The organism is Tepidiphilus sp. HLB4, assembly GCF_054823945.1.
The window spans coordinates 27,573-49,143 of sequence record NZ_JSYB01000079.1; the positions used below are offsets into that span (position 1 = coordinate 27,573).

At 64.3% G+C, this 21,571-nt stretch carries 20 protein-coding genes and 1 pseudogene; 16 read left to right on the forward strand and 5 right to left on the reverse strand.

Annotation, left to right across the window (positions count from 1 at the left end; genetic code table 11):
- Positions 1-15 precede the first annotated feature (15 nt).
- Entirely contained in the window at positions 16-3,654 is a 3,639-nt protein-coding gene (gene putA, locus OA56_RS09745; RefSeq protein ID WP_461585003.1) for a bifunctional proline dehydrogenase/L-glutamate gamma-semialdehyde dehydrogenase PutA, read from the reverse strand.
- A 30-nt stretch (positions 3,655-3,684) separates the two neighbouring features.
- On the reverse strand, positions 3,685-4,644 hold the full coding sequence (gluQRS, locus tag OA56_RS09750) for a tRNA glutamyl-Q(34) synthetase GluQRS (protein ID WP_198288972.1): 960 nt from the start codon (positions 4,642-4,644) through the stop codon (positions 3,685-3,687).
- A 38-nt stretch (positions 4,645-4,682) separates the two neighbouring features.
- Here gluQRS and OA56_RS09755 point away from each other — a divergent pair, with 38 nt between their 5' ends.
- Positions 4,683-5,618, forward strand: coding sequence for an alpha/beta fold hydrolase (locus OA56_RS09755; protein ID WP_461585006.1), 936 nt, complete (start codon positions 4,683-4,685; stop codon positions 5,616-5,618).
- A 13-nt stretch (positions 5,619-5,631) separates the two neighbouring features.
- On the opposite strand, the gene OA56_RS09760 is transcribed toward OA56_RS09755, so the two are convergent.
- A complete protein-coding gene (locus tag OA56_RS09760) occupies positions 5,632-6,213 on the reverse strand; it encodes an RT0821/Lpp0805 family surface protein (protein ID WP_055422913.1) in 582 nt (193 codons plus the stop codon).
- A gap of 64 nt (positions 6,214-6,277) precedes the next feature.
- Positions 6,278-7,933, reverse strand: a pseudogene (locus OA56_RS09765) (sigma 54-interacting transcriptional regulator).
- A 328-nt stretch (positions 7,934-8,261) separates the two neighbouring features.
- On the opposite strand from OA56_RS09765, the gene OA56_RS09770 reads away from it, so the two are divergent.
- The 6 genes from OA56_RS09770 to OA56_RS09795 all read left to right on the forward strand — a co-directional run bounded on the left by OA56_RS09770 (position 8,262) and on the right by OA56_RS09795 (position 12,919).
- The gene (locus OA56_RS09770; protein WP_055422911.1) at positions 8,262-8,519 is read left to right on the forward strand and encodes a phenol hydroxylase subunit; all 258 of its coding nucleotides are present in this window, start codon (positions 8,262-8,264) and stop codon (positions 8,517-8,519) included.
- A gap of 33 nt (positions 8,520-8,552) precedes the next feature.
- Entirely contained in the window at positions 8,553-9,548 is a 996-nt protein-coding gene (locus OA56_RS09775) for an aromatic/alkene monooxygenase hydroxylase subunit beta (RefSeq protein ID WP_461585009.1), read from the forward strand.
- A 12-nt stretch (positions 9,549-9,560) separates the two neighbouring features.
- Entirely contained in the window at positions 9,561-9,830 is a 270-nt protein-coding gene (locus OA56_RS09780; protein ID WP_461585010.1) for an MmoB/DmpM family protein, read from the forward strand.
- A gap of 21 nt (positions 9,831-9,851) precedes the next feature.
- Positions 9,852-11,405, forward strand: a complete 1,554-nt coding sequence (locus OA56_RS09785; RefSeq protein ID WP_461585012.1) for an aromatic/alkene/methane monooxygenase hydroxylase/oxygenase subunit alpha — start codon at positions 9,852-9,854, stop codon at positions 11,403-11,405.
- 70 nt (positions 11,406-11,475) lie between these two features.
- Positions 11,476-11,835, forward strand: coding sequence for a phenol hydroxylase subunit P4 (locus tag OA56_RS09790; protein ID WP_461585013.1), 360 nt, complete (start codon positions 11,476-11,478; stop codon positions 11,833-11,835).
- Between the two features lie 28 nt (positions 11,836-11,863).
- Positions 11,864-12,919: a 2Fe-2S iron-sulfur cluster-binding protein gene (locus tag OA56_RS09795; RefSeq protein ID WP_461585014.1), complete on the forward strand. Its 1,056-nt coding sequence runs from the start codon at positions 11,864-11,866 to the stop codon at positions 12,917-12,919.
- 25 nt (positions 12,920-12,944) lie between these two features.
- Here the strand turns inward: OA56_RS09795 and OA56_RS09800 are convergent, their stop codons facing one another.
- Positions 12,945-13,646 carry an FCD domain-containing protein gene (locus OA56_RS09800; RefSeq protein WP_141055412.1) on the reverse strand — a complete coding sequence of 234 codons (702 nt, stop codon included), beginning with the start codon at positions 13,644-13,646 and terminating at the stop codon, positions 12,945-12,947.
- Between the two features lie 121 nt (positions 13,647-13,767).
- On the opposite strand from OA56_RS09800, the gene OA56_RS09805 reads away from it, so the two are divergent.
- The 9 genes from OA56_RS09805 to dmpH all read left to right on the forward strand — a co-directional run bounded on the left by OA56_RS09805 (position 13,768) and on the right by dmpH (position 21,567).
- Positions 13,768-14,202, forward strand: coding sequence for a GlcG/HbpS family heme-binding protein (locus OA56_RS09805; RefSeq protein ID WP_055422904.1), 435 nt, complete (start codon positions 13,768-13,770; stop codon positions 14,200-14,202).
- A 42-nt stretch (positions 14,203-14,244) separates the two neighbouring features.
- Positions 14,245-14,676 carry a 2Fe-2S iron-sulfur cluster-binding protein gene (locus OA56_RS09810; protein ID WP_461585052.1) on the forward strand — a complete coding sequence of 144 codons (432 nt, stop codon included), beginning with the start codon at positions 14,245-14,247 and terminating at the stop codon, positions 14,674-14,676.
- Entirely contained in the window at positions 14,664-15,608 is a 945-nt protein-coding gene (locus tag OA56_RS09815; protein ID WP_461585018.1) for a catechol 2,3-dioxygenase, read from the forward strand. The genes OA56_RS09810 and OA56_RS09815 overlap by 13 nt, the downstream gene beginning before the upstream one ends.
- 68 nt (positions 15,609-15,676) lie before the next feature.
- On the forward strand, positions 15,677-17,131 hold the full coding sequence (locus tag OA56_RS09820; RefSeq protein ID WP_141056712.1) for a 2-hydroxymuconic semialdehyde dehydrogenase: 1,455 nt from the start codon (positions 15,677-15,679) through the stop codon (positions 17,129-17,131).
- Positions 17,132-17,144: 13 nt separating this feature from the next.
- Positions 17,145-18,008 carry an alpha/beta fold hydrolase gene (locus OA56_RS09825; protein WP_141056713.1) on the forward strand — a complete coding sequence of 288 codons (864 nt, stop codon included), beginning with the start codon at positions 17,145-17,147 and terminating at the stop codon, positions 18,006-18,008.
- Positions 18,008-18,790, forward strand: a complete 783-nt coding sequence (gene dmpE, locus OA56_RS09830) for a 2-oxopent-4-enoate hydratase (protein ID WP_461585054.1) — start codon at positions 18,008-18,010, stop codon at positions 18,788-18,790. The genes OA56_RS09825 and dmpE overlap by 1 nt, the downstream gene beginning before the upstream one ends.
- Before the next feature lie 21 nt (positions 18,791-18,811).
- On the forward strand, positions 18,812-19,738 hold the full coding sequence (locus tag OA56_RS09835) for an acetaldehyde dehydrogenase (acetylating) (RefSeq protein WP_461585023.1): 927 nt from the start codon (positions 18,812-18,814) through the stop codon (positions 19,736-19,738).
- A gap of 12 nt (positions 19,739-19,750) precedes the next feature.
- Positions 19,751-20,782, forward strand: coding sequence for a 4-hydroxy-2-oxovalerate aldolase (dmpG, locus tag OA56_RS09840; RefSeq protein ID WP_461585025.1), 1,032 nt, complete (start codon positions 19,751-19,753; stop codon positions 20,780-20,782).
- Positions 20,779-21,567, forward strand: a complete 789-nt coding sequence (gene dmpH / locus OA56_RS09845; protein WP_461585028.1) for a 2-oxo-3-hexenedioate decarboxylase — start codon at positions 20,779-20,781, stop codon at positions 21,565-21,567. The genes dmpG and dmpH overlap by 4 nt, the downstream gene beginning before the upstream one ends.
- Positions 21,568-21,571: the final 4 nt, after the last annotated feature.

Here is a 21,571-nt window from a genome sequence, read left to right on the forward strand (position 1 = left end):
TGGGGTTTTCCCGCCTCAGTCCTCCAGCGTCATGAGGCTCGCGTTCCCGCCCACGGCGGCCGTGTTGATGCTGAGGCTGCGCTCATGGATCAGCCGCTCGGGGCGGTAGGGCGGAGTGAGCAGCGGCACGATCGGCCCGGGACGCTCGGCAAGCCGCCTGCGCCACAGGGCGGCGAGCGCGGCGTCGCCCTCGAAGAGCAGCAAATCGATGGGTTCGGCGAGCAGGTCTTCGCTCAGGCGGCAGCGGGCTTGCAGGGAAGCCGGCAGGTCGTGCCGGATGCGCTCGGTCTGCGGGTTTGCGGGCAGCACGAGCGGGGCGCCGTTGGCGAACGCCGTCACGATCTGGCCGGCGTAGCCCTCGGGCGTGGTGGCGAAGCCGCCGATGAGATGGCGCGGCAGGAAGCGCAGGCGATTCTCCTCTCCCGTTGGACCGGGCAAGAGCAATTCCTTGCCGACGAGCGAGCGTCCGCGCCAGGCTTCCAGCGTTTCGAGGAGCCGCTGCCTCGTTTCGGTGCCGAAGAGCGCTTCGCCACGGGCTTCCAGCCAGTCGCGCAGCGGGCCCAAGTCTGGAGGTTCGTGCAGGAGCCGGGCCTGGGGAAAGCGCGGCTCCGGGGCGCGCGCGAGCAGCCGCAGCAGGTAGAGCGGCCCGCCGGCCTTGGGGCCGGTGCCCGAGAGCCCCTCGCCGCCGAAAGGCTGCACGCCCACTGCGGCACCGATGATGGTGCGATTGACGTAGAGGTTGCCGACGTGGGCGCGCCGGGCGACGAATTCCACGGTGCCGTCGATGCGGCTGTGGATGCCCATCGTCAACCCATAGCCCGTGGCGGAGATCTCGTCGAGCAGGGCGTCGAGTGCTTCGGCGCGAAAGCGCTTCACGTGCAGGATGGGGCCGAAGCGCTCGCCGCCGATCGCTTCGATGCGGTCGATTTCGATCACCGTGGGGGCGACGAAGGTGCCGGCAGCGCAGGCGGACGGCGGCTCCAGCCTGTGCACGCGGTAGCCGGCGCGGGCCATGCGCTCGACGTGCGCTTCGAGCGCGGCGCGGGCTTCGTCGTCGATCACCGGCCCGACGTCGGTACGCAGGTCCCGCGGGTCGCCCAAGCGCAGCTCGCGCAGAGCCCCGAGCAGCATGGTCAGGGTCTTGTCGGCGATTTCTTCCTGCAGGCAGAGCACGCGCAGCGCCGAGCAGCGCTGCCCGGCCGAGTCGAAAGCGGAGGTGATCGCGTCGGCCACTACCTGCTCGGTGAGCGCGCTCGAGTCGACGATCATCGCATTGAGCCCGCCGGTCTCGGCGATCAGCGGCACTTCTTCCTCGCGTGCGGCGAGCGTGCGCTGGATGGCACGCGCCACGGCGGTGGAACCGGTAAACATCACGCCGCGGATGCGCGGGTCGGCCACCAGGCGCGCGCCCACCGTCTCGCCGCGCCCGGGCAGCAGCTGCAGCGCTTCGCCGGGGATGCCCGCTTCGTGCAGCAGCCGCACGGCCTCGAAGGCGGTGAGCGGCGTCTGCTCGGCGGGTTTGGCGAGCACGGCGTTGCCCGCCGCGAGCGCCGCGGCGATCTGGCCGACGAAGATCGACAAGGGGAAGTTCCAGGGGCTGATGCACACCACCGGGCCCAAGGGGCGCAGGTTCGGCTCTTCGTCGGCAAGGCTGCGGATCTCGGCGGCGTAGTAGCGGCAGAAGTCGACCGCCTCGCGGATTTCGCCCACGGCGTCGGCCCAGGTCTTGCCGGCTTCACGCACGATGAGCGCCAAGAGCGCGTCGGTGTGGGCTTCGAGCGTATCGGCCGCCGCCTCGAGTCGTCGGGCACGCTCCGGCGGGGGAGTCGCACCCCAGCGGGCCCGAACGGCGACCTCCAAGGCCGATTCGATCGTCGATTCGTCAGCCTCGATCGCCTCGCCGAGTATGTCTTCGGCATCGGCCGGATTGCGGCAGGGCAGCTCGAGGGCTCCTTGGCGCACGGTTCCCCCCACGAGCGGAGCGGCCGTGCGCCGGATCGTGTCCTCGGCGGCGATGCGGGCCGCGAGCCGGCGCTGGGTGGGGCGATCGGCGAGGTCCAGCCCCAGCGAATTGCGCCGCAGCGGCGCAAAGAGTTCGGGCGGCACGGGGATGTTGGGGTGCGGCGCGCCGCCGAGCGTCCGGGCGCGTGCCACCGGGTCGGCGAGCAGCGTTTCCAGCGGCACGTCGGCGGCGATGCGGTTGACGAAACTGGTGTTGGCGCCGTTTTCCAGCAGGCGGCGCACGAGATAGGGCAGCAGCGTCTCGTGGCTGCCCACTGGGGCGTAGATGCGCACCTGGCGGTGACGCTCGGGGTGGCCGACGATCGATTCGTAGAGCGGTTCACCCATGCCGTGCAGGCATTGGAATTCGTAATCGCCGGGCTGCCAGCGCTCGCCGGCCAGATGGAAGATCGCCGCGAGCGTGTGTGCGTTGTGCGTGGCGAATTGGGGGTAGACCACGTCGCGCGCGGCGAGCAGCCGCTTCGCGCAGGCGAGATAGGAAACGTCGGTATAGACCTTGCGCGTATAGACGGGGTAACCGGTGAGCCCATCGACCTGGGCGCGCTTGACCTCGCTGTCCCAGTAGGCCCCCTTGACGAGACGAATCATCAGCCGGCGCTCGCGTGCCCGAGCCCGAGCCACCAGCCAGTCGATGACGAAAGGGGCGCGTTTCTGGTATGCCTGCACGACGAATCCGAGCCCGTCCCAGCCGGCGAGCTCGGGGTCGGCGAGCGCCGCATCGAGCAGGTCGAGCGAGAGCTCGAGCCGGTCGGCTTCCTCGGCGTCGATGTTGAGGCCGATGTCGTAGCGCTTGGCGAGCCGGCACAGCTGCAGCAGGCGCGGCAGCAGCTCGGCGAGCACGCGGTCGGGCTGGGACCAGTGATAGCGCGGATGCAGGGCGCTCAGTTTCACCGAGATGCCGTTGCCGTCGATCACGCCGCGCCCGGCGTCGCGCCGGCCGATGGCGTGGCTGGCGTGCTCGTAATCGGCCAGATAACGCGCGGCGTCTTCGGCCGTCATTGCCGCTTCGCCCAGCATGTCGAAGGAGTAACGGAACCCTTTCTGCTCGAGCGGCCGCACGCGATCGAGCGCTTCCTTGATCGTGCGGCCGGTGACGAAGGTTTCACCCAGCAGGCGCATGGCCACGTCCAGCCCCTTGCGCACCAGCGGCTCGCCGCCGCGCGCGAGCAGGCGCGTGAGGGCGGAGGAAAGCGCCTTTTCTTCGGCAAGGGAAACGAGCTTGCCGGTGACGACCAAGCCCCAGGCGGCGGCATTGACGAAGATCGAGCGGCTGCGGCCCAGATGCTCGCGCCATTGGCCGCGCGCGAGCTTGTCGCGGATGAGGGCATCGCGCGTGGCGGCGTCCGGGATACGCAGCAGCGCCTCGGCCAGGCACATGAGCGCCACGCCTTCGCGGCTCGAGAGGCTGAATTCGGCCATCAGTGCGGCCACCCCGCCCTGCTTGCGCTGACGCTCGCGCAGGGCCTGGGCGAGTTCGGCAGCCAAACCTTCGATGTGCGGCAAGAGATCAGGCGGCCAAGCGGCCTCTTCGACACGGGTCGGTACACAATCTGGTTCCGGCGGCCGGGTGGCGAGCGCGATGAGGTCGCGCCGGGGGTCCGCAGGCGCTGCGGAGGCGGGAGTGAAGCTCATGGCGTCTCCCAAGAGAGGGGGGTGCGCCGATTATAAACCGTCCGGATGGAGGCATTGACGGAGCGCCGGAACCTCGTCGATCTTCCAGTGCGCCACCGCCCAGGCAAGGAGCTCCGCGGGCGGCGCGCCGCGCAGTTCCGCTGGGGGCGTATGGCCGAGAAAATCGAGCGCCTGGGCAAGGCGCACGCTCGCTTCGGCGGCTTCCAGTGGCCGGGCGCGCGTCTGCTTCGAGAGCTTGTCGCCGCGCGCGTCGACGGCCACCGGCAGGTGCGCATAGCGCGGCACCGGCAGGCCAAGGGCGCGATGCAGGGCGATCTGGCGCGCCGTGGAGCCGAGCAGGTCGGCGCCGCGCACCACGTCGGTGACGCCGCCGAGCGCATCGTCGATCACCACCGCGAGCTGATAGGCGAAGACGCCGTCGGCGCGCTTGACGACGAAGTCGCCCACCTCGCGCGGCAGATCCTCGACGACGCGCCCCTGGATGCGATCATCGAACACCACGCAGCCTTCGGCGCGGAAACGCCAGGCCCGCGCCGTTCTGCCCGGCGGCAGCCCCTCGCGGCAGGTACCGGGGTAGAGCGTGCTGCCATCGATCGCCCGCGGCGCCTCGGCGAGGTCTCTGCGGCTGCAGCCGCAGGGGTAGAGCCACCCCCTGTCGCGCAGCGTCGCAAAGGCGGCTTCATAATGGATGAGGTTCCGGCTCTGGTAGGCGACTTCGCCGTCCCAGGAAAAACCGTAGGCTTCGAGCGTGCGCAGGATGTCGGCATCCATGCCGGGAATGGCACGCGCCGCGTCGAGATCGTCGATGCGCACGAGCCAGCGCCCGCCGCGCGATCTCGCGTCGCAATGGCTGGCGAGCGCCGCCAGCAGCGAGCCGAAGTGCAGCCGGCCGGTAGGGGAGGGGGCGAAGCGGCCGACGACGGGGGAGGGCGGAGCGGCACGGGGCGGATGTTTCATCGTCGCTTGCGGCATGGCGGGGAAAGATGGCATGCTCGATCCTACTACGAGACGTGTGCAAGGAGAGGGGGATGGAGGAACGGCCCGTGCAGGGAAAGGACGGTGCGGCGTATCGGCTCCGGGAAGTGCCCCGCTGCCGGCGGCTGCCGCTGCGGGGTCTGGAAGAATCGTGCGTGCGCGAATGGGGGCCGGAAGGCGGGCTGCCCGTGTTCCTGCTGCACGGCTGGATGGACAGCGGTGCCACCTGGCAGTTCGTCGTCGATGTCCTCTTGGAGCAGGCGCCATCCTGCCGTCTGATCGCCCCGGACTGGCGCGGCTTCGGCGACAGCGCCTGGTGTGCCCACGGCTACTGGTTTCCCGACTATCTGGCAGACCTGGAGGCGCTGCTCGAAGCGCTCGCGCCAGGGAAAGAAGTCGTGCTGGTCGGGCACAGCATGGGCGGCAACGTCGCCGGGCTCTATGCCGGCATCCGCCCGGAGCGCGTGCGCGCGCTCGCCCTGCTCGAGGGATTTGGCCTGCCGGAACATCGTCCCGAAGAAGCGCCGCGGCGCTACCGCGCCTGGCTCGAGCAGCTCTCGGCTCCGCCGGCCTTGAAAGCGCCCGACTCGATCGAGGAATTCGCGCTACGCTTGTGTCAGCGGCATCCGAACCTGCCGCTGGAGCGGGCGCGCTTCGTGGCCGACTCCTGGCTGCGGCTAGCCCCCGACGGGCGGCTCGCCTTCCGCGCCGATCCGCGGCATAAGATCCTCAATCCCATTCTCTATCGTCTGGAGGAAGCCAAAGCCTGCTGGCGCGCCATCACCGCGCCTTGCCTGTGGCTGTGGGGCGAGGAATCGGAAATCCCCCGTCAGCTCGCTGCCGACTGGGAGGCGCGCAAGGCGTGTTTCCGTCGCTGGGAGGGTAGGACGATCGCCAAGACAGGGCACATGATGCACCACGAGCAGCCCGAGGCGGTCGCGCAGGCACTGGGGGAATTCATCGCCCGGACGGTGCGGATTCCGGGCTGACGTCCTTGGTGGCTCAGTCGATCACTTCCCAGCGACCTTCACCCACGGCGCATGCCTTGCCGCGAACTTTTTCCTTGCGTCCGTCGCGGGTGATCACCGCCTCGTAGTGTCGGCACTTGCGCCCGTTGCGGACGAATTCGTCGAGCGGGGTGACGGCGTAGGCCACGCCGTAAGGAGCGCGCCAGCTCACGGTCTGCCCCCGTTTACCCAGTTCCAGCGTGTGGCCGAAGCACGCCCGATCCTCTTCGTCCATGTCCCGCCCCAATTCGGCGCCGAGTACCGCCCCGAGCACGCTGCCGAGGATGATCGCCGCCGCGCGCCCGCTGCCGTCGCCGATCTGGCTCCCCACGACGGCGCCGGCCATGCCGCCCAGGGCCGCACCGAGCGCCTCGCGGTTGCAGCGTCCGGCATAGATGCCGAAATCATTGCCCCATTTTTTTCCCGAATACCCCAGATAGAGCGGGTCGTGCTGCTTGCGCCAGCCGTGGGCCGGGGCCCAAGAAGGAGGATCGGCAAGCACGGGGGCTGGCAGTGCAGAGGAGAGGAGGGTGGCTGCGGCGGCAATCAGGATGCCACGTGAAAAAGGACGTTCCATCGAAAGACTCCAGGATGTCATGCCGAACGATGCAAGATTATCTCGTGTCGTCGGTCGTGGCGCATCATTTTTTCAGACGGTAACTCAATTGCGGCCGCGTCAGCCCGAGCAGACGCGCTGCCGCCGAGAGATTGCCGCCGGCGCGTTCCACTGCGCGGTGCAAGAGCATGCGCTCGAAGGATTCGAGGGGAACGCCTCGTTCGATCAACGCGTCGGCGAGATCGGTGTGGGTCTCCCTGCTCTTTTCCTCCAGTCCGCCGCTCGTTCCAAGCACGTGGGCGCGCGTCTCCTCGCTTCCGTTGCCGACGAAAAGATGCTCGACCTCGATGGTGCCGTGGTTGGGTGCGAGAATCACGCCCCGTTCGATCACGTTCTCCAACTCGCGCACGTTGCCCGGCCAGTGGTATGCCTTGAGCGCCAGCATGGCCTTGTCGCTGATGCCGGTGATCTTCTTGCCGTGCAGGCTCTGGAAGCGCGCGATCATCGCCTCCACGAGCAGCGGGATGTCGGAGATGCGCTCTCGCAGCGGCGGGATGTGGATGGGGTAGACGTTGAGCCGGTAGAAGAGGTCGCGGCGAAAGCGCCCTGCCTCGACGGCCTGGTGCAAATCGACGTTGGTGGCCGCGACCAGTCGAACGTCGATCTTGCGCACCTGCTCGCCCCCGAGGCGTTCGATCTCGCCTTCTTGCAGCACCCGCAGGAGTTTTGCCTGGGCCGCGGGCGAGAGCTCTCCAACCTCGTCGAGAAAGAGGGTGCCACCGTTGGCGCGCTCGAATTTGCCGGCACGCGGGGCATGGGCACCGGTGAAGGCGCCGCGCTCGACGCCGAAGAGCTCGGATTCGATCAGCTCTTCAGGAATGGCCGCGCAGTTGACGGCCACGAAAGGCCCGTTTTTCCGCGGGCTGAGCTCGTGCAGCGTGCGCGCGAAGCGTTCCTTGCCAACGCCGGTTTCGCCCAGCAGCAAGACGGTGACTTGTGTCCCGGCGGCGCGCTCGAGCAAATCGTAGGTGCGTAGAAAAGCGGCAGAGGCACCGATGAGCTTGGGGACCCGGCGCGGTTCGACCAGCCGCTCGCGCATGCTCTCGATCTCTTCGCGCAATTCCAGCAGGCGCCCGACGATGGGATCTTCCTGAAAGAAACCGATCAGCTCCGGCGCGTCGCTCCATTCTTCGGCCGGCTTGCCGACGATATGGCAGCGCTCCTGTCCCATCGCCGCACAAGTGGTCTCCCGAAAGACGATGAAGCGATTCATGAAGGCCGAGGTATAGCCTGAAGCATAACCGATCATCATCCATCAGGCCGGCTCATCGCTCGTGCCGATTCCCTGCAGATGTGCCTGCGCTTCCCACGAGTGCTCCCAGGCGAATTCGCCGTGAAACGTTCCGGCTTCGAGCTCGATCGTGAGGGGGATGACACGGGCGCTGCCCTCGAGCATGTGCAGCTGGGGGCCGACGACGAAGGCGTCGCGCAGCGTGCCCTGCGGTCGGGTTTTCTTCGCCAGCTCGGCGTCGCGCATCCCGGAGACGAACCCCATGCGGGTGAGCAGCCGCCTCGCCTGCACCTTCCCGACCGAGGCGACCAATTCCTTGCGCAAGGCCGCAAGCGCTCCGACGTGCAGGAGCAGCATGCGATGTTCGCCGAGCCAGATCAAACCCTCTTCGGGAAGAAAACGCAGCAGGCTGCGCAGATCGGAGCCTTCCGGATACTGGATCGTCGCCATTTCCTCTCCTCGGTGGTTCGGCGTCTGGGCGCCGTGGTGTGCAGGATGTCCGATGGGGATGATGGTACCCGCGGACCTGTCCGCAGCGTCTGTCGTTGCGTTGAGGATGGTTGTTATGATTAAGTCATAAAAAGGGTGTTTGTCGTGTTGCAATGCAATAAATTTGTTGTATCAAATGATCAATGCGCTTTGGCGAATTTTATCAAAAGATCAGCCTGTACCGGAAAAATCTCGAGAAATATCGGTGTTTACGAGAGATTATTTTTTGGCACTGAAATTGCTACAAGGGAGACGCAGGACGAACCTAGGGCAGAAGCGGAGAAAAGGCATGAAACCTGCAGCAGAAGCATTCGACGTCGGGCGCAAGTTCGTGCGCGTGCTGGAGCGGCGTCCCGACGGGCTGGTGGCCTTCGAGTTCGCCATCGGTGAGCCGGATCTGTGCGTCGACATGCTGCTGCCCGCCGAGGCGTTCGCGCGTTTCTGTGAGGAGCAGCAAGTGATCCATCTGGAGGGAGCGGCACGTGAAGACGGGCTTTCCGACTGGGATTGGAGCATGCGCACGGCGGCACAGCAACGGTTTCGCTGAGCATCATTCATTCGAAAGAGGAGGAGAGGATCCATGCAAATTGATCTGCGAACGGTGACGATCAAGCCACTGCGCCATACGTTCGACCACATCGCGCGCTATCTCGGCACCGACAAACCGGTGTCGCGCTACCTCGAAGGCAGCATCGGCATCCAGCCGAAGGACATTTTCCACTACCGCCCAACCTGGGAGCCGGAGCGGGAGATCTTCGATGAGGGACGCACGAAGATCCGTATGAAGGATTGGGATGCGCTCAAGGATCCGCGCCAGTTCTATTACGGTGCCTATACCAGTGCCCGGGCCCGGCAGCAGGATACGGCCGAGGCCAATTTCGACTTCGTCGAATCGCGCGGCTTGGTCGAGGCGCTACCCGAGGAGGTGCGGCAAGCCGCCATCGCGCTGCTCGTGCCCCTGCGCCACCTCGCTTGGGGAGCGAACATGAACAACGCCGCCGTTTGTGCCTACGCCTATGGCGGAATGGCGGCGCAGGCAGCCATCTACCAGTCGATGGACCAGCTCGGCATCGCGCAGTACCTTACGCGCATCGGGTTGCTCTTGGGAGACGTGGAGGCGCTGTCGGCGGGCAAGCAAGCTTGGATGAACGATCCGGCCTGGCAGCCGCTGCGTCGCTACGTCGAGGACAGTTTCGTCGTCAAGGATCCTTTCGAGCTGCACACGGTGCAAAACCTCGTGCTCGACGGGCTGCTCTACCCCCTGGTCTATGACACGATCGTCGATCAGGTCTTTGCCGCGCGCGGCGGGGCGGCGATCGCCATGCTCTCCCAGTTCATGACCCAGTGGTCGGCGGAGACGCGCAAGTGGGTCGATGCGACGCTGAAGGCGATCGTGACGGAATCGGCGGAGAACCGCAGCATCGTGCAGGATTGGGTCGATGCTTGGCTTCCCCGGGCGAAGGAGGCCTTGTTGCCGGTGGCGGCGATCGCCGTGTCCGAGCAAGCGCCGGCGCTGCTCGATGAGGTGATGGAGGGGTTTGCCCAGCGCCTGGCCAAGATCGGCCTGTCGGCCTGAGGGAGGAAAAAGATGTCGACCGTATTCATCGCCTTTCAGACGAACGAAGAGACCCGCCCGATCATCGAGGCCATCGTCGAGGACAACCCCCACGCGCGCGTCAATGAAGCGCCGGCCATGGTGAAGATCGATGCCGATGGGCGGCTCGTCGTCAAACGCAGCTCGATCGAGGAGCGCCTCGGGCGCGAGTTCGATCTGCAGGAGCTGCACGTCAACCTCATCTCGCTCTCTGGCAACATCGAAGAGGACGAAGATGAATTCGTGCTGGTTTGGAAAAACTGACACCGGGAAGGAGCAAGGGACATGGATATGCAAGTGGCGAAAAAGAAGCTCGGACTGAAGGAGAAGTACCAGGTCATGACGCGGGATCTCGACTGGACCCCGACCTACCAGAAGATGGAGGACATCTACCCTTACGTACACTATGAGGGGATCAAGATCCACGACTGGGACCGCTGGGAGGACCCTTTCCGCCTGACGATGGACGCCTACTGGAAGTACCAGGCGGAAAAGGAGAAAAAGCTCTACGCCATCATCGACGCCTATGCGCAGAACAATGGGCATCTCAACGTCACCGACGCGCGCTACATCAACACCGTCAAGCTCTTCCTCACCGGGGTCAGCCCTCTGGAATACATGGCACACCGCGGGTTTGCCCACGTCGGGCGGGCTTTTCCGGGGCCGGGGCCGCGCGTCGCCTGTCTGATGCAGTCGCTCGACGAGATGCGCCACTTCCAGACCCAGGTCCACGCCATCTCCAACTACAACAAGTATTACAACGGATTCCACGATTTCCGGCAGTGGCACGATCGGGTCTGGTACCTCTCGGTGCCGAAATCCTTCTTCGATGACGCGATCACCGCGGGGCCGTTCGAATTCATGGTCGCCATTGGGTTTTCCTTCGAATACGTGCTCACCAATTTGCTGTTCGTGCCTTTCGTCTCGGGTGCGGCCTATAACGGCGACATGGGAACGATGGCCTATGGCTTCTCGGCCCAATCCGACGAGGCGCGGCACATGACGTTGGGGCTGGAGGTGATCAAATTCATCCTCGAGCAGGACCCGGACAACCTTCCGATCGTGCAGCGCTGGATCGACAAATGGACCTGGCGCGGCTATCGGGTACTGACGCTCGTGGCGATGATGATGGACTACATGCTGCCCAAGCGCACCATGAGCTGGAAGGAAGCCTGGGAAATCTACTTCGAGGAGAACGGCGGGGCGCTCTTCCGGGATCTCTCCCGCTACGGCATCCGTATGCCCAAGTGCGCGGAGACGATCGCACTCGAAAAGGATCATCTCTCGCACCAGGCCTGGTGCACTTTCTACAACTACACCGCGGCCACGGCGTTCCATACCTGGATACCGACCGAAGACGAGATGCAGTGGCTCTCGGCAAAATATCCCGAGAGCTTCGACAAATACTACCGCCCGCGCTGGGATTTCTGGCGCGAGCAGGCGGCCAAGGGGAACCGTTTCTACAACACCACCTTGCCGATGCTGTGCCAGACCTGCCAGATCCCCATGCTCTTCACCGAGCCGGGCGATCCGACCAAGATCTGCTATCGCGAAACCGATTACGAAGGTATGAAGTACCACTTCTGCTCGGATCACTGCAAGGAGATCTTCGAGCACGAACCGGAGAAATACGTTCAGGCCTGGCTCCCGGTGCACCAGATCTATCAGGGCAATTGTTTCCCCGAAGGAACCGATCCCACGGCCGAAGGATTCGATCCGCTCAAAGCAGTATTGCAGTGGTACAACATCGTCCACGGTCGTGACAATCTCGACTTCGAAGGTTCGGAAGATCAGAGGAATTTCGCCGCCTGGCGTGCCCAGGCCACGCGAAACGTTTGAATAAGATCATTCTTTTGACATGAGACGACGGTACCAAAGTAACCGTCGTCCTTTAGGGAAGGAGACTGACATGGCCGTTGCTGCCATTCGTGAATATTCGTTCGCACCGCTCGACCTCGAGGAGAAATTCCACGGAAACCGCCTCCTCTACGTGGGTTGGGACGATCACCTGATGTTCTGCGCCCCGTTCGCTTTTCCTCTGCCGCCGACGATGCCCTTCCGCGATCTGGTAGAGAAGGTGCTGCCGCCTGCCTACAGCTACCACCCCGATTTCGCCCGCATCGATTGGGCGGCGGTGCAGTGGTTCAAATCCGGCCAGCCGTGGCAGCCGCAATGGGACGAGAGCCTGGAGCAGAATGGGTTGCGCCACAAGGACGTGATCCGTTTCCGTACGCCGGGTCTGACCGGCCTGCAGGGCTCGTGCAGTTGAGCGCGACTCGAATCACCGGGAGGAAGGGATGATCCATCAGCTGACGATCGAGCCGCTCGGTCAAACGATCGAGGTCGAGGAGGGACAGACCATCCTCGATGCGGCGCTGCGTGCCGGCATCTGGCTACCGCATGCCTGTTGCCATGGTCTGTGCGCCACCTGCAAGGTGCAGGTGCTCGAAGGGGAAGTCGATCATGGCGAGGCATCCAACTTCGCCCTGATGGATTTCGAGCGGGAAGAAGGAAAAACGCTTGCCTGCTGTGCCCGGCTGGAAAGCGACGTGGTGATCGAAGCGGAGATCGATGAGGAACCCGATGCCGAGATCATTCCGGTGCGCGATTATGCCGGCACCGTCAGCCGGCTCGTCGAGCTTACGCCAACCATCAAGGGCGTCTTCATCATGCTCGACGAGCCGCTGCACTTCCAGGCGGGGCAGTACATCAACCTCGAGATCGACGGTGGACGGCTCACTCGGGCGTTTTCGCTGGCCAATCCGCCTTCGCGAGCAACGGAGGTGGAACTCAACGTTCGCTTGGTGCCCGGAGGAGAAGGGACGACCTGGATCCACACGCAGCTTGCCGAAGGCGACCGTATCCGGCTCTCCGGCCCCTACGGTCGCTTCTTCGTGCGCAAGTCCGCTCCGGGCGACCTCATCTTCATGGCGGGTGGGTCGGGGCTGTCGAGCCCCCGTTCCATGATCCTTGATCTGCTGGAAAAGGGAGATCGGCGCAACATGACGCTCATCTACGGGCAGCGCCGCCGCGACGAGCTCTACTATCACGAGGAGTTTCTCGAATTGGCCCGTCGGCACTCCAATTTCCGCTATGTGCCGGCACTCTCCGAGGAACCGACCGAGTCTGCATGGGAGGGGTTCCGCGGCTTCGTGCATGAGGCGGCCAAAGCGGCTTTCGGTGGCGATTTCCGCGGCCACAAGGCATATCTGTGCGGGCCGCCGAAGATGATCGAGGCGTGCATCGCCACTCTGATGCAGGGAAGGTTATATGAGAGAGACATTTATACGGAGAAGTTCATCTCGGCGGCCGACGCGCAACAGGTGCGCAGCCCCTTGTTCCGCACCCTGTGAGGGAGAAGCGCCGATGGTGGTGCGTTCAGGGGCGCAGGGTGAAGAAGTCGCGCGGCATGTGCCGGACGGCTTCGAGCGTGCGCAGGATGTGCTCGCGCAGCACCGCTGCGGCCGCATCGGCGTCTCGCCGCAAGGCCGCTTCGAACAGGGCTTGATGTTCCGCATGGACGTCGCGCGGGATGGGGCGACGGAACACGCTCAGGCGCCGGTAGCGCTCCGACTGGCGATAGAGGATGGCCTGGAAATGAAGCAGCCAGCGCGAGGGGCAAGCCTGGATCAGACTCTCGTGGAAGAGGCGGTTGCGCAGCTCCCATTCCGCCACCACTGCGTGATCCTGATCCAGGCGATCCTCGGCGCGGCTCAGCAGATGAAAGGCCGAGACGAGCTTCGCTTCCCATTCCTCGCCGCCAGCCTGGATCGACTGGCGCAGCGCCTCGGTCTCGAGCAGGACCCGCGTGCGGGTGATGTCCTCGAAGTCGGTCAAGGACATCGGCGCGACGCGAAACCCCCGCTGCCCTTGCACCAGCACGAGGGCATCGGAGACCAGGCGCAGCAGGGCTTCGCGCAAGGTGCCCGCGCCTACGCCGTAGCGGTCCTTGAGATGTTCGACGCGCAGCTTCTCGCCCGGAGCGAGGATGCCCTCGACGATGTCGTCGCGCAGGCGCTGATAGGCCGCTTCGACGAGGGTGGTCGGTTCTGGGGGAGACGGTATGGTTCGGTCGTTCATGGGAATGAAGGAAAAAGTCGAGTCGCATTATAGCCGACTCGAGGGTGCAAGAGCGCTTGTAAATCTCGAGATTTTGTGGTGTAATCAAAAAAACGATATGACTCGATAAAAAGGAGGGGAGATGGAGCTGGAGGTTCCGACCACGACTCTGAGCTGGGAAGCGGGACACGCGGCCGTTGCGGCCGCGGTAGCGCACGCGCAGCGGCTCGGGGTGCGCATCAACGTGGCCGTGTGCGACGCGTCTGGCCTGCTCGTCGCCTTCCTGCGCATGCCGCTTTCCTTCCCCCAATCGATCGAACTCGCCATCGACAAGGCGCGTACGGCGGCGGGCTTCGGCTTTCCGACTTCGGCCTGGATGGCCGTATGCGGCGAGGACGAAGCGATGAAACTCGGGTTTTCCTCGCGAGCAGGGTTGATCGTGTTCGGTGGCGGGGTGCCGATCCGCCGTGGCGAGCGCGTCGTCGGCGGCGTCGGCGTCTCTGGTGCCTCCGCAGCCCAGGACGAGGAATGCGCCCGCGCTGCTTTGTCTGCTTTGGGTCTGTCGGAAGGCTCGTGAGGGGATGCATCCCAGCATAAAGCGGAGGAGAAGATGGAGACGATGGAGAGGGTAGATCCCCCCCAGAGACTGGCCCCGCCCCTGAGGGTCGAGGCGAGCGGCGAGCGAGGGGAGCATGAAGTGCTGCTGGTGCAGACCGGCGAAGTCTACACCTGTAGAGAACGCGAGACGCTGCTCGAGGGAATGTGCCGCTTGGGGCGTAGGGGAATCCCCGTCGGTTGCCTCGGCGGCGGATGTGGCATCTGCAAGGTCCGGGTGGTACGGGGCGAGGTCGTTCGGATCGGGCCGATCAGTAGGGCTCATATCAGCGAGGAGGAGGAAGGGCAAGGATACACCCTGGCGTGTCGTGCCGCTGCGAAGGGTTCAGTCACGCTGGAGGTGGTCGGCAAAATGCAGAAAGCTTTTTTCCGCGGTTTCACCGTACAGCAGGATATTTCACGCACGAAAGAAGGAGGAGCGTCATGGGAGTCTTGAGGATGGGACATGCCAGCCTGCGCGTCATGGATATCGACGCGGCAGTGCGGCATTATGAAGACGTGCTCGGTTTGAAAACCACGATGCGCGACAAGAATGGCAACGTCTACTTGAAGTGCTGGGACGAATGGGACAAATATTCCCTGATCTTGACCCCCTCGGATCGGGCGGGTCTGAATCACGTCGCCTATAAGGTCGAAAAAGAAGAGGACCTCGACGTCCTGCAAAAACGCATCGAGGATTATGGCATCTCCACCGAGATGCTGCCCGAAGGCAGCCTTCCGTCGACCGGGCGCATGCTGAAATTCCTGCTGCCCAGCGGCCACGAGATGCGTCTGTACGCGACGAAGGAATACGTCGGCACCGAGGTCGGCACCGTCAATCCCGACCCTTGGCCCGACGGGCTCAAAGGAGCGGGGGTGCACTGGCTCGATCATTGCCTCCTGATGTGCGAGCTCAATCCGGAGAAGGGCATCAACCATGTGGCCGACAACACCAAGTTCATGCAAGAGGTGCTCGACTTCTTCCTCGTCGAGCAAATCGTCGTCGGACCGGAAGGTTCGGTGAAGGCGGCCACTTGGCTCGCGCGCACGTCTACGCCGCACGACATCGCTTTCGTCGGCGGGCCGCGGATGGGGTTGCATCACATCGCTTTCTTCCTCGACTCCTGGGAGGACTTGCTGAAGGCAGCCGACGTGATGGGCAAACACCGCACCAAGATCGATGCCGGGCCGACGCGCCACGGCGTGACGCGCGGCGCCACGATCTACTTTTTCGACCCCAGCGGCAACCGCAACGAGACTTTTGCCGGACTCGGCTATCTCGCCCAACCGGATCGTCCGGTCACGACTTGGACCGAGGACAGGCTCTGGAGCGGCATTTTCTACCATACTGGTGAAGCGATGCCGTCCTTCACGGACGTCTATACCTGATGAGGGCGCGGCCGGGCCCGTCGGTCCGGCTGCTTTTTCACGTTCCCCTGCTCGACACAAGGATGATCATGAAAGAAATCCGCAACTTCATCGACGGCGCTTTTGTGGCTACCGGCAAGACCTTCGAGAAGCGTTCCCCCGTCGATGGGCAGGTGATCGCCTTGGTGCATGAGGCTGGCCAGGCCGAAGTCGACGCTGCGGTGCAGGCGGCGCGCGCGGCGCTCAAGGGTCCTTGGGGCAAGCTGACGGTGGCCGAGCGCGCCGAGCTGCTCTACGCCGTGGCCGACGGCATCAATCGGCGTTTCGACGAATTCCTCGCGGCCGAATGTGCCGATACCGGCAAACCGATGAGCTTGGCGCGCCACATCGACATTCCGCGCGGTGCGGCCAACTTCAAGGTCTTCGCCGACGTCGTCAAGAACGTGCCGACGGAATTCTTCGAAACGCCGACGCCCGACGGCAAGGGCGCCCTCAACTATGCGGTGCGGCGCCCCATCGGCGTGGTCGGCGTGATCTGCCCATGGAACCTGCCGCTCTTGCTCATGACCTGGAAGGTCGGTCCGGCGCTTGCCTGCGGCAATACGGTGGTTGTCAAACCCTCCGAAGAAACGCCGCAGACGGCCACGCTGCTGGGCGAAGTGATGAACGAAGTCGGCGTGCCGAAAGGGGTATATAACGTCGTGCACGGCTTCGGTCCGCAATCGGCCGGTGAGTACGTCACCACGCACCCAGGGGTGAACGCCATCACCTTTACCGGCGAGACGCGCACGGGCGAAGTCATCATGAAGGCTGCGGCCCACGGGGCGCGTCCCGTCTCACTCGAGATGGGCGGCAAGAATCCGGGGATCATTTTCGCCGACTGCGACTTCGAAGCGGCGCTCGAAGGGACGATGCGTTCGGTGTTTGCCAACTGCGGCCAGGTGTGCCTCGGAACCGAGCGTCTCTATGTCGAACGTCCCATTTTCGAGCGCTTCGTCGAGGCGCTCAAAAAAAGCGCCGAGAATCTGAAACTGGGACGCCCAGAGGATCCCGAGACCAACCTCGGGCCGCTCATCTCCCACGAGCATCGCCGCAAGGTGCTCTCGTACTACGAAAAAGCCAAGGCGCTGGGGGCGACCGTCGTCACTGGCGGCGGCATTCCCGACATGCCGCCGGAGCTTGCCGGCGGTTCCTGGATCCAGCCCACGATCTGGACCGGGCTGGGCGACGATTCTCCCATCGCGCGGGAGGAAATTTTCGGCCCCTGCACCCTGATCCAGCCGTTCGACGATGAGGACGAAGTGATCGCTCGGGCGAACGACACCGACTATGGCTTGGCCTGTTCGATCTGGACCAAAGACCTCTCGCGGGCACACCGCGTCGCCGGACAGATCGAGGCCGGACTCGTGTGGGTGAATTCCTGGTTCCTGCGCGATCTGCGCACGCCTTTCGGTGGCATGAAGCAATCCGGCATCGGTCGCGAGGGGGGCGTGCATTCCCTCGAGTTCTACACCGAGCTCAAGAATATTTGCGTCAAACTGTGAAGGCGAGGGCACGATGAGCGAAAACAACCCCGAAATCGGCCGCAGTATCGTCGCCGCCGGTATTCGTACCAATTACCACGACATGGGGAGCGGATTTCCCGTGCTGCTCATCCATGGCTCCGGGCCTGGCGTATCGGCCTGGGCCAACTGGCGGCTGGTGATGCCCAAGCTGGCGGAAAAGTCCCGGGTGATCGCACCCGACATGGTGGGGTTCGGCTTTACCGAGCGCCCGCAAGGCTATACCTATTCGCTGGACAATTGGGTGCAGCATGCCTTGGGGCTACTCGATGCACTCGGCCTCGAGCAAGTCGACCTGGTAGGCAATTCCTTTGGCGGAGCGCTGTCGCTTGCGCTCACCATTCGCCATCCCCAACGCGTCCGCCGGCTCGTGCTGATGGGTAGCGCCGGCGTTCATTTCGAGATCACTCCGGGTCTGGATGCCGTGTGGGGCTATACGCCCAGCTTCGAGAACATGCGCAAGATCATGGATCTTTTCGCCTGGGATCGGAATCTGGTCAATGACGAACTGGCCGAGCTGCGCTATCGTGCCAGCATTCGTCCCGGGTTTCAGGAAAGCTTCGCCGCCATGTTCCCGGCGCCGCGCCAGCGCTGGGTCGATGCGCTCGCCAGCCCCGAAGAAGCGATCCGCGCCATCCCGCACGAGACCTTGGTCATTCACGGCCGCGAAGACCGCATCATTCCGCTCGAGACTTCGCTCAAACTGTCGCAGTTGATTTCACGGGCGCAACTGCACGTCTTTGGCCGTTGCGGACACTGGACGCAGATCGAGCACGCCGACCGTTTTGCCCGGCTGGTGAGCGATTTCTTCGCCGAGGCGAGCGCCGACGAACCCCATCCCCTGGAAGGAACGGCATGATGGAAGATCCCCTGTTGCAGCGACTGGGCGAGGAGCTCTACGAGGCGTGGAAAGGCTGCCGCGTGGTCGAGCCGCTCAGCCAGCGTCACCCGGAGCTGACGATCGAAGAGGCCTACCGCATCCAGCAGCATTTCATCGGGCAACGGCTCGCCGCTGGCGAGCGCGTGGTCGGCAAGAAAATCGGCGTCACGTCCAAGGCCGTCATGAACATGTTGGGCGTGTATCAACCGGATTTCGGCTACTTGCTCGACGGCATGGTCTACAACGAGGGCGAGGCGATTCCCGCCGACACCCTCATCCAACCCAAGGCCGAGGGTGAGATCGCCTTCCTGCTCAAGCGCGACCTGCGTGGCCCCGGAGTGACTGCGGCCGACGTGCTCGCGGCCACCGAGGCGGTAATGGCCTGTTTCGAGATCGTCGACTCCCGCATCCGCGACTGGAAGATCAAGATTCAGGACACCGTGGCCGACAATGCCTCCTGTGGTGTCTTTGTGCTCGGCGATCGATTGGTCGATCCCCGTCGCGTCGATCTCTCCACCTGCGGCATGGTGCTGGAGAAGAACGGCGAGATCGTCGCCACGGGCGCCGGGGCAGCCGCACTCGGCGCGCCGGCCAATGCCGTGGCCTGGCTCGCCAATACGCTCGGCCAGTTGGGCGTGTCCCTCCAGGCCGGTGAAATCATCCTATCGGGCTCGCTCGCTGCCATGGTGCCAGTGCGCGCGGGCGACAACCTCAGCGTGACGATCGGCGGCATCGGCCGCTGCTCGGTCCGTTTCACCTGATACCAAGAGAAGAGGGAACCCATGAAGAAGAAGATCCGCTGCGCCGTGATCGGCTCCGGCAACATCGGCACTGATCTGCTCTACAAACTCAAACGCAGCAGCGTGCTCGAACCCGTATGGATGGTCGGCATCGACCCGGCTTCCGAAGGGCTCGCGCGTGCCCGCGAGATGGGGCTCAAGACCACCGCCGAGGGCGTCGACGGCTTGCTCCCCCATGTGGAAGAAGACGGGATCCGCATCGCCTTCGACGCGACCAGCGCCTACGTGCACCCGGAAAACAGCCGCAAGCTCAACGCGCTCGGCGTGTTGATGATCGACCTCACCCCGGCGGCGATCGGCCCCTACTGCGTACCCCCGGTCAACCTCAAGGAACACGTCGGCAAGGGTGAGATGAACGTCAACATGGTCACCTGCGGCGGTCAGGCGACCATCCCCATGGTGTATGCCGTCTCTCGTGTGCAACCGGTCGCCTACGGCGAAATCGTCGCCACCGTGGCGAGCAAGTCCGCCGGTCCGGGCACGCGCAAGAACATCGACGAATTCACCCGCACCACCGCCGGGGCGGTGGAGAAAGTGGGCGGCGCCAAGAAAGGCAAGGCCATCATCATCCTCAACCCCGCCGAACCGCCGCTCATCATGCGCGACACGGTGCATTGCCTCACCGAGACTGAACCCGAGCGCGAGCTCATCACCGCCTCGATCCACGACATGATCAAGGAAGTGCAGAAGTACGTTCCCGGCTACCGCCTGGTCAATGGCCCCGTCTTCGACGGCAACCGCGTCTCCGTCTATCTCGAAGTCGAAGGGCTGGGCGATTATCTGCCCAAATACGCCGGCAACCTCGACATCATGACCGCGGCCGCGGCGCGCACCGCCGAGATGTTCGCCGAAGAAATCCTGGCCGGCAAACTGCGCCTGGAACCCAATCGCGCCGTAGCGCTCGTCTGATAGGAGACAACGATGGATCTTCGCGGCAAGAAAATCACCGTTCATGACATGACCCTGCGCGACGGGATGCACCCCAAGCGCCATCAGATCACGCTCGAGCAGATGGTGGCGATCGCCAAGGGGCTCGACGAAGCGGGCGTGCCCCTCATCGAAATCTCCCACGGCGACGGGCTGGGCGGCGCTTCGGTCAATTACGGTTTTCCGGCGCACAGCGACGAAGAGTATCTCGCCGCCGTCATCCCCCAGCTCAAGCGCGCCAAAGTCTCGGCCCTGCTGCTGCCGGGCATCGGCACCGTCGATCACCTGAAAATGGCCTACGAACTCGGGGTGAATACCATCCGAGTGGCAACGCACTGCACCGAAGCCGACGTCTCCGAACAGCACATCGGCATGGCGCGCAAACTCGGTATGGACACCGTGGGCTTTCTCATGATGGCCCACATGAACACGCCCGAAGGTCTGGTGCAGCAAGCCAAGCTCATGGAGAGCTACGGCGCCAACTGCATCTACATCACCGATTCGGCCGGGCATCTGCTACCCGACGGCGTCAAGGCGCGCGTGGGCGCGGTGCGCGAGGCGCTCAAGCCCGAAACTGAGCTCGGCTTCCATGCCCACAACAATCTCGGCATGGCGATCGCCAATTCGCTCGCCGCGATCGAAGTGGGTGCCGTGCGCATCGATGGTTCGGCTGCCGGGCTGGGCGCGGGCGCAGGCAACACGCCCACCGAAGTGCTGGTGGCCGTGTGCGATCTCATGGGCATCGAGACGGGCATCGACGTCTTCAAGATCCAGGACGTGGCCGAAGACCTCGTCGTTCCCATCATGGACTTCCCCATCCGCATCGATCGCGACGCCCTCACCCTGGGCTACGCCGGCGTCTACGGCTCTTTCCTGCTCTTTGCCAAACGTGCCGAGCAGAAATACGGCATCCCGGCGCGCGAGCTCCTGGTCGAACTGGGGCGTCGCGGTATGGTGGGGGGGCAGGAAGACATGATCGAAGATACGGCGCTCAGCATGGCCAAGGCGCAGGAGAAGGCAGCATGAAATTGTCCCAGGAAGTGATCGAACGCCTGGCGGAGCACCTCGAGCGCTGCGAGCTCGAGGCGCGCGACACGACAAAGATCACCGACGAGCATCCCGACATGGATTGGGAAGACGCCTACGCTATCCAAGAGGCGATCAAGCAGCGCAAGCTCGGTCGTGGAGCACGGGTGGTCGGTTTCAAGGCGGGGCTCACCTCCCATGCCAAGATGCGGCAGATGGGCGTCTCCACCCCGTGTTTCGGGTTCCTTGTCGACGACTATGCCGTTCCCGAAGGGGGAGAGATCGACACTTCCGCGCTCATCCATCCCAAGGTCGAGCCGGAGATCGCGTTTGTGACCAAGGCGCCCCTCAAGGGGCCAGGATGCCACATCGGTGCGGTGCTCGCCGCCACCGATTTCGTGATTCCCGCCATCGAAGTGATCGACAGCCGCTACCGAGATTTCAAATTCGACCTGAAGAGCGTGATTGCCGACAACTGCTCGAGTAGCCGTTTCGTCGTGGGAGGGCGCATCGCGCCACCTCAGGAGCTCGATTTGCGCACGATCGGAGTAGTGCTAGAGAAAAACGGTGAGCCAGTAGCCTTCGGCGCCGGTGCCGCCGTGCTGGGACATCCGGCAAGTGCTATCGCCATGCTTGCCAACGAGCTGGGACGGCGTGGTGAGGAGATCCCGGCCGGCAGCCTCATCCTCTCGGGCGGAATCACGGAAGCCGTGAGCGTGCAAAAAGGCGATGCGATCTCGCTGCGCGTGCAGCACCTGGGATCGGTCGGGGTTCGTTTTCGTTGACAAG